The sequence below is a fragment of the Acaryochloris sp. IP29b_bin.137 genome (assembly GCF_028285745.1).
Lineage (GTDB): Bacteria > Cyanobacteriota > Cyanobacteriia > Thermosynechococcales > Thermosynechococcaceae > Acaryochloris.
The window spans coordinates 1-7262 of the sequence record NZ_JANQOP010000222.1 but is presented as its reverse complement, the minus strand read 5'-3'; the positions used below and the strand labels follow the sequence as shown (position 1 = coordinate 7262).

Genomic DNA, 7262 nt, shown 5'->3' with positions numbered 1-7262 from the left:
ATAGGGTAGTCGTTTCGGCCACCCTATTTTCTTTGAAATCACACTGCCCTATCTACTGCTGACTCTAGATTTGAAGTACCTTGTCATCCCCAAAGGCTTTACCTATACAATAATCAACTGACCACGATTCCCGATGCGATTGGACAACTAAAAAACCTGCAAGAGCTTTATCTGCATGGGAATAAATTGCTGAAAATTCCGGCAGAGGTGTTAGGCCCAAAATCTAACAATGTTGGCGCCGGAGCAGAACCGGCTAAACCAAAAGATATTCTGGAATACCTCTTCCGTATTCAGGAAAAAGCCCAACCGCTGAATGAAGCTAAATTGATTCTGGTGGGCTATGGTGCGGTTGGTAAAACCTCTCTGGTCAACCGATTGGTTTATCAAACCTTTGATGCGGGTGAAACTAAAACTGAAGGTATTCAAATTACAGATTGGCCCCTCTCCTTAAATGATAATGAAGAGGTCAAATTAAATGTTTGGGATTTTGGAGGGCAAGAAATTATGCACTCCACCCATCAGTTTTTCCTAACCGAACGGAGTCTTTACCTCCTAGTCCTCAATGGTCGCCAAGGCCATGAAGACGCAGATGCAGAATATTGGCTCGAACTGATTCAAAGTTTTGGTGGCGACTCTCCCGTTATCGTGGTCCTCAACAAAGTTGAAGAACATCCCTTCGATGTCAACCGCAGCGGCCTCAAACAAAAGTTCCCCAATATTAAAGACTTCGTCCGCATAGACTGTGAAACTGAACGAGGTCTTGATGAACTCTGCCAAGTCATCCAACACGAGACAGATCGCCTCGAACATCTGCGCGTTCCTTTCCCAGCAAGCTGGTTTTCGATTAAACAAAAACTGGCAGATATGGAGGACAATTACATTTCCTTTGAGCATTATCGGGGTATTTGCCAGGATGATGGTGAAACTAATCAAGACTCTCAAGACTCACTAGCTGTTCATCTTCACAGATTAGGGATCGCCCTCAATTACAAAGATGACCCTCGTCTGCGAGATACCAATATCCTTAATCCCCTTTGGGTCACAAATGGTATCTACAAAATTCTCAACGCCCATAATTTGGCAGACCACAAAGGGGAACTAGATCTTGGCTGCCTTCCCCAACTATTGGATGCTACAAACTATCCTCGTGAGCGCCACGGCTTTTTAATGGAGTTAATGCGCAAGTTCGAGCTATGCTTTCCTTTTCAGTACAGACAGGATTGCTATCTTATTCCCGAGTTACTGGATAAACAGCAACCATCCGAAGCCCAAGACTTTATCCTTGAAGACTGCCTTAACTTTCGCTACGAATATCCCATCTTGCCCGAAGGTTTATTGCCCCGGTTTATTGTTCGCACTCATGTATTAAGTCACAACCAATTGCGTTGGCGTACAGGCGTCATCCTCGACTTTGAAGGCAATCATGCCCTAGTCAAAGCAGACCGCCAAGACCGACGTGTCACTATTAGCATCAACGGCCCTCGAGAAGGGCGACGTCGATTGCTCGCCATTATTCGCTCCGATTTTGAGCGCATTCACAGCAGCTTCAAATCAAAGCCAAAAGAGAAAGTTCCCATTCCCGACCATCCGCAATTGAGCCTCTCCTATAGTGATTTGCTGGTGATGGAAAAACAGGGTCTCACTGAAATCCCTATGGTCATTGATGACAAAGTCATTCAAATCAATGTTAAAGAACTCCTCAATGGTGTTGACTTGGGTATACCGCAACAGACCGCCAAAAACTCTGAACGCTCTACAGGAGCTTTAAAACTTTTCTACAGCTACTCTCATAAAGATGAAGCCCTACGTGAACGGCTCGAAGTTCAGTTAGCACTACTTAGACGATACGGTTTCATTCAAGATTGGCATGATCGGCAGATTACCCCCAGTACGGATTGGAAAAAAGAATTAGACAGAAATTTAGAGCAGGCCGATATTGTTTTGCTGCTAGTTAGTCCAGACTTTATAGCATCTGATTACTGCTATGAAATCGAAATGAAGCGTGCCCTGGCACGTCACAAAGCCAAAGAAGCAATCTTAATACCGATCCTTTTGCGTCGAGTAAATTGGGACTTAGTTCATTTCAACAACATTCAAGCTCTACCAAGAGACTTGAAACCTGTCGCCAATTGGTCGAATAAGGATGAAGCTTGGTTCAATATCGAGCAAGGGATTATAGAAGCTATTCAATCTTTTCAAAGCCACTAAGCCCATGGATAATCTCTAACTATCAGCATAGAACCAGTGCACTCAGTTGCATCTTACAATCTGAGTACTCCCTGACCTTATAATCGCCTTTTTGAGTTTTGATTCCCCATTGAACATAAAGATTGTGGCCAAACCAATGTTAGCCCACAATCCAATAGGTACGTCTCCTCACAATAGGGCTAGGTCAGTGTCAACAACCCTTTAATATGAATCTTTAGACTCATGTCTAATAAATTAAAACTAGACTCTTCCGCAGTACAGAGTTATCTGGGCATTTTGCAAGACATCATCACTCGCATGGCCAATAACAGTAGTAATTGCAAGAACTGGTGCATTACCTTGGTATCGGCAATATTGGTGATCATTGCTGACAAAAATCAACCTAACTACGCTTTAATTGCTCTCATCCCAGTTGTACTCTTTCTTTTCCTCGATGCGTACTACTTGGGTTTAGAAAAAGGTTTTCGTAACTCTTATAACCATTTCGTCCATAAATTGAAAAAAAATACTGCCACCACTACAGATTTATTTGTGGTCACCCCCCCCGTCGTGTTCGCAACTTTTTTGCAATATCTTGGAATCACTACGTTCACCCTCCATCTATCCCTTCTACATAATTTTGGGTGGAACAATCGTTTTAGCTCGTCATCTCATTTTCAAGTCTTAAACTATTTGATTTGTGGGTTTTGCATAAGCGCATTGACCTTGATTACAATCCGATGATTTCAACTGTCTCCCCCCAAAATGACGATTAGCCTCTGGTGCATCCTGGCCGCTCTGCTCGCCCCTTACATTCTGTCAGTGCTAGCCCGTTCTGGCGTCACCAAAGCCGACTATGTCCAAAACCCGCGCGCCTTTAACGAAACCCTCACCGGATGGCATCGTCGCGCCCATCTCGCCCAACTTAATGCCTTTGAAACCTTCCCCGGCTTCGCCGCCGCCGTGCTCGTGGCCCATATGACCCAAGTGCCCCAACTTCAGATTGATATCGTTGCCTTGGCCTTCATCCTGTTTCGCATCCTACATGCCAGCTTCTACATCACCGATAAACCCAACCTCCGCAGCCTCAGTTGGCAAATGGGCATGCTCTGCATCGTCAGCCTATTTGTCCTGGCAGCCATCCCCCAGCAAACTTGATGCTCCATCGAACAGCGCCATTCCTTAAACCCAGGCCAAGCCTTATTGGTAAAATGCTCGTATTTCAATCTAAACAGCCCTAATACTACAACATTAAAACCATCTTTAGCCCTACTCAATTATGCTCGCCCAGAATCGGCAACCGAGTCCGACCCGGCAACCCCAACCCTTTATTCCCTACCGACCCCAATATTCACCCCTCAGCTGGATCAAACGTAACTTCATCGTTGCCAGAGCCTTTCTGGGGGCTCTCACCATCGTCCTCAAATCGAGACGGCAAAAACAGACCCTCCCCTTTGGGGCCTCCATAGAAATCACCGATCGCTGCAATGCGGGTTGCCATTATTGCTACGTCTATCCCTCAGACTGGAACCAAACCCAACGCGTTCGAGGGTATCTGCAGCTTTCGCCCGCTGAGCATAAAGCCAAAGACCAAGCCATTTACCAAACCCTAGACCAGCTCTCGCGCCAAGGCATGGTCCTCGCCACCCTAGTAGGCGGTGAACCCACCCTGGCACCTAAAGTGATTCAATATGCTGCCCGCAAATTTCCCGTCGTTTGGGTCGTGACCAATGGATCTGCAAAATTCCCCCAAGTACCACGTTCCGTAGTGTATAGCGTCAGTATTGATGGCCCTCCAGACCACCATAATCAAACCCGAGATCCCCTGGGGTTCTTTCAAAACCATACCTATCAAAATCTGCACGGGATGGCAGCCGCTATCGTCCGCAATATCAATGAATCTGAACGGGGTGCCTACGCCCACATTACCCTGACCCAATCAAGCCTCAAGTTATTTCCAGAAACCGTAGAATGGCTGGTCACCTCTGTCACCAAACTCCGAGGCATTATGGTATCTGGTGCAGCCACCCATTCCCCTGCGGATCCGAATTCCCTGACCCTGGCCAATCGGCAAACCATAAAGGGGATGATTGAGACAGCGGCGGCAAAATATGGCTGGGACTTGTTTCCCTTTAACCAACCTGCAGTTAATTCCTACCTATTTGATGCGCCCTTCGTCATTCAAGATCCCACGAAATGCACCGTGGCACGGCGAGTCACCAGTTTAGGTTTTGATGGAACCAGCGTCGGTAAGTGCATCCTGCGAGATGATACGGACTGTCAGACCTGTGTCTGCAATCTGACGGGGTTAATGCGAGGAGTCGCCACAGCGGATCGCCCCAGTTTGAAAGGACTCTATCAAGCTTGCTTAGGCTAGGGTGGCCTTGCTGAGATAACGTTGGTATCGTTCCTGCAATTGATCTACGCCCACCTTGCCAGTCCATAACTCGACCATGGTTTGGCCAAAAGCCCAAGCATCCTCCTGAATCGAAGGTGCAGTCTCTAGCAACAGGGGCCAGAGAGATAAAAAGTCAAAAACAGGATGGGCGTCGGGTTCCGCCAGCAATGTAAAGAGTTCATAGCCCATCTGCAATTTCCCCATAACAACGGGGGCTTGCTCAATGGGGAGCTGGGTTGCCAGGGCCGTTGCTAAAGCCGGGGAACCCGTTGTCATCGTCGACAGGAAGCCTAACAGGGGGCTTTTCAGCAGTGCGGCCAACCCCTGAGTCGTGCTCATTTGGGACGCATACTGATTAATGATTTTGGCGGCAGTGGTGATACGGGTGGTGCGATCGCGCAAAAATCTCGCCATCCGGGCCTGCTTGGCTGGGTCAAATTCATCCACCATCGCTGCCGACAGTTCTGTTCCGCCCCAGGCTTGCCGATTTTGGCTCGTATCGCCCGTGACCATCGGCAAAATCGCGGTCGATACCTCCCCTAAAATTTCTTGGCGATAGGCAATCGCGTCCCGAATCGAGGTCTCCTTGGGTTGGTCACCCGAACGCCAATCGTAGGGCGGGGACCATTCTCGAATGGGGCGTAGCCGATCCACCTGGGTGACAATGCTAATCACGGGCAGATCGTCCACCTGAGTTTTAATCTCTTCCAAAAACGCTAGATCCATTTGTAAGGCCGGATCCGTGGCAGGCGTAACTAACAACAGCAGATCTGCCTCCGCCGCTTTTTCAATCACGGACTGGCGTAAATCGTCTCGCCCACTTTGCTCATACCCCGGTGAATCCCAGAGGGTCAGCGTTTCGTCTAGCTTATTCTCAAACCGATACGACTGCAGCGTGTCCGTGCTGGGCAATACGTCTACGGCTGCCGTCTCTCGGCCAAATAGGGTATTCACCAAACTACTCTTACCCGCTCCCGTCCGTCCCACCAGCAGGACATTGAGGGGAGCCTGCTCTACCGCTTCGGCAGGCGCAGCTGCCGTAATAATTTCTTGTAGGGTTTGGGTCTCCGCTTCCGGTAGTTTCGGCTCCAGACTTTCCAACGTGCGGACCGCTTCACCACTGTAGAGGGCAATCGCTCGTTCGCCCAGGGCCTGTAGTGTCGTCTCTCGAACAATCTGCCCCAAATTCGCCAACAACTGCTGATTGGCTTGATTGCGATAGGTTTGAGTAGACGTACGAGTCAAAGCCGCCACGGGATTAAAAATCCACCGTGACCATTGCCATACCTTGACCGCAGTGCGAGCGGCAGGCTCTAGTTTTCGGTAGGTTTCATAGGTTTCATAGGCCTGACCCACCGTCACCTGCCCCAGCACCGGAGACAATTTCTGCATCCACTGATCTACATCATCCACAGTGCCCCGCAACAAACCATAGGCATCCGGAACGTAGATATTCAGAAACGGACGTTTAGCAGTGGGGTAATAGACATGGGCAATCGCCTCAATCAAAGTTTGGCAACGACGAAAAAACTGAGCCCAGTCTTCCCAAGGCAAGACATCCCCTCGAGCGGCCACCAGAATCGTGTGGATTTCGGCTTCGGCCTGTTGTCGACGGGGTTCACTCGATGGGTTTTCTTCAGCCTGATCTTGAATAAAGGCTCTGGCTTCCGCTGCAATCTGATCCGGCAGCCGCAGCCAGCGCACCAGTAAATACTGCCAGCCCAAAAACACTAAAATCACAATGGCCCAAATCCAATTCAGTCCCCACTGATGGATTTGTAACCCAGCCGCAGCCCCCAGAAATCCGAGCACGCTAACAACGGGTAGAGCCAAAATGATCCACTGCCAGACCTTGAGACGAACCATAGGGCGGATTTATGTATGGAACAAAACGATACCAAGGGCAATATAGACCGCAGATGACCTAGATAGAGGATCTTTACAACCTAAAGCTAATGATCTCTGCTATGACCGCCTTGAAACGTAGGAGAAGACAATGGCTTGAGCATACAGATAGGGAGTGCCCACAAAGAGGGCAATCAGTCCAGTCACTAAGTCACCAGTGACAATACAGTAAATTCCGGCACCAATGTTCAGGACTAGCCCCAACCAGATGAGTAATAGCGCAACTTGCAACGAGAACTTGGCTATCGGAGAGTGACGCCCTCCGAAGAAACTAGCGCCGCGAGCCCCTACTCTGCCACACTTAGGGCAACTTGGTCAGAATCGTATCCAGTGCTGCATCTAGAACAAATAGGCATGGATATATTATCTCACTGCTGTAATAACCAGCAGTGAGGAATTCCCTATTAATTATTCAAGGTAACTAAACGTCTTCAGAATCCTGATCAAAAGAGAGGCTATTGCCCAACAGACTGGTATCCAATTCCATCCGCTGTTCCATCTTGCGGAGGAAGTAGCCAGTCATCATAGCTGAAGCCAGTAAGCCAGCTAAATTATCGCGATCGGTGACCACTTGAACGCTAAAGGCTTCGCTAGGCAGTACACCTACTAGCCCTTGTACATTTTGCGAGATGATTTGTTTGATCTCAGGGCTGACGGACTTGGCAACCCGAGCCAGAACCTCTGGCGGTTGATTTTGTAAATATTTGATTAAGAGATTGGCCTGAGCCTCCTCTGAATCACTCATAATAAAGTTGGCGTTTTCGGGGTCAAA

The 7262-nt window shown here is 48.5% G+C and carries 6 protein-coding genes and 1 pseudogene; 4 read left to right on the top strand and 3 right to left on the bottom strand.

Annotation, left to right across the window (positions count from 1 at the left end; all coding sequences use genetic code 11):
• Positions 1 to 102 precede the first annotated feature (102 nt).
• The 4 genes and pseudogenes from Q0991_RS15530 to Q0991_RS15515 form a co-directional block, all read left to right on the top strand.
• Positions 103 to 186 (top strand): annotated as a pseudogene (locus tag Q0991_RS15530) (leucine-rich repeat domain-containing protein); the annotation flags it as partial.
• Entirely contained in the window at positions 187 to 2208 is a 2022-nt protein-coding gene (locus Q0991_RS15525) for a COR domain-containing protein (RefSeq protein ID WP_299489833.1), read from the top strand.
• 744 nt (positions 2209 to 2952) lie between these two features.
• Entirely contained in the window at positions 2953 to 3345 is a 393-nt protein-coding gene (locus tag Q0991_RS15520) for an MAPEG family protein (RefSeq protein ID WP_299489830.1), read from the top strand.
• A gap of 121 nt (positions 3346 to 3466) precedes the next feature.
• The gene (locus Q0991_RS15515) at positions 3467 to 4564 is read left to right on the top strand and encodes a radical SAM protein (RefSeq protein ID WP_299489827.1); all 1098 of its coding nucleotides are present in this window, start codon (positions 3467 to 3469) and stop codon (positions 4562 to 4564) included.
• Here Q0991_RS15515 and Q0991_RS15510 read toward each other — a convergent pair.
• The 3 genes from Q0991_RS15510 to Q0991_RS15500 form a co-directional block, all read right to left on the bottom strand.
• A complete protein-coding gene (locus Q0991_RS15510; protein ID WP_299489824.1) occupies positions 4556 to 6451 on the bottom strand; it encodes a GTPase in 1896 nt (631 codons plus the stop codon). The genes Q0991_RS15515 and Q0991_RS15510 overlap by 9 nt on opposite strands.
• A gap of 99 nt (positions 6452 to 6550) precedes the next feature.
• On the bottom strand, positions 6551 to 6721 hold the full coding sequence (locus Q0991_RS15505) for a hypothetical protein (RefSeq protein WP_299489822.1): 171 nt from the start codon (positions 6719 to 6721) through the stop codon (positions 6551 to 6553).
• Between the two features lie 190 nt (positions 6722 to 6911).
• Positions 6912 to 7262 (bottom strand): DUF760 domain-containing protein (locus Q0991_RS15500; protein WP_299489818.1); only part of this gene is annotated, 351 nt, incomplete at its 5' end.

Bases quoted from the DNA above. Each gene is read 5' to 3' on its own strand.
- Q0991_RS15520 (WP_299489830.1), top strand. From the start codon at position 2,953: ATGACGATTAGCCTCTGGTGCATCCTGGCCGCTCTGCTCGCCCCTTAC.
- Q0991_RS15515 (WP_299489827.1), top strand. From the start codon at position 3,467: ATGCTCGCCCAGAATCGGCAACCGAGTCCGACCCGGCAACCCCAACCC.
- Q0991_RS15510 (WP_299489824.1), bottom strand. From the start codon at position 6,451: ATGGTTCGTCTCAAGGTCTGGCAGTGGATCATTTTGGCTCTACCCGTT.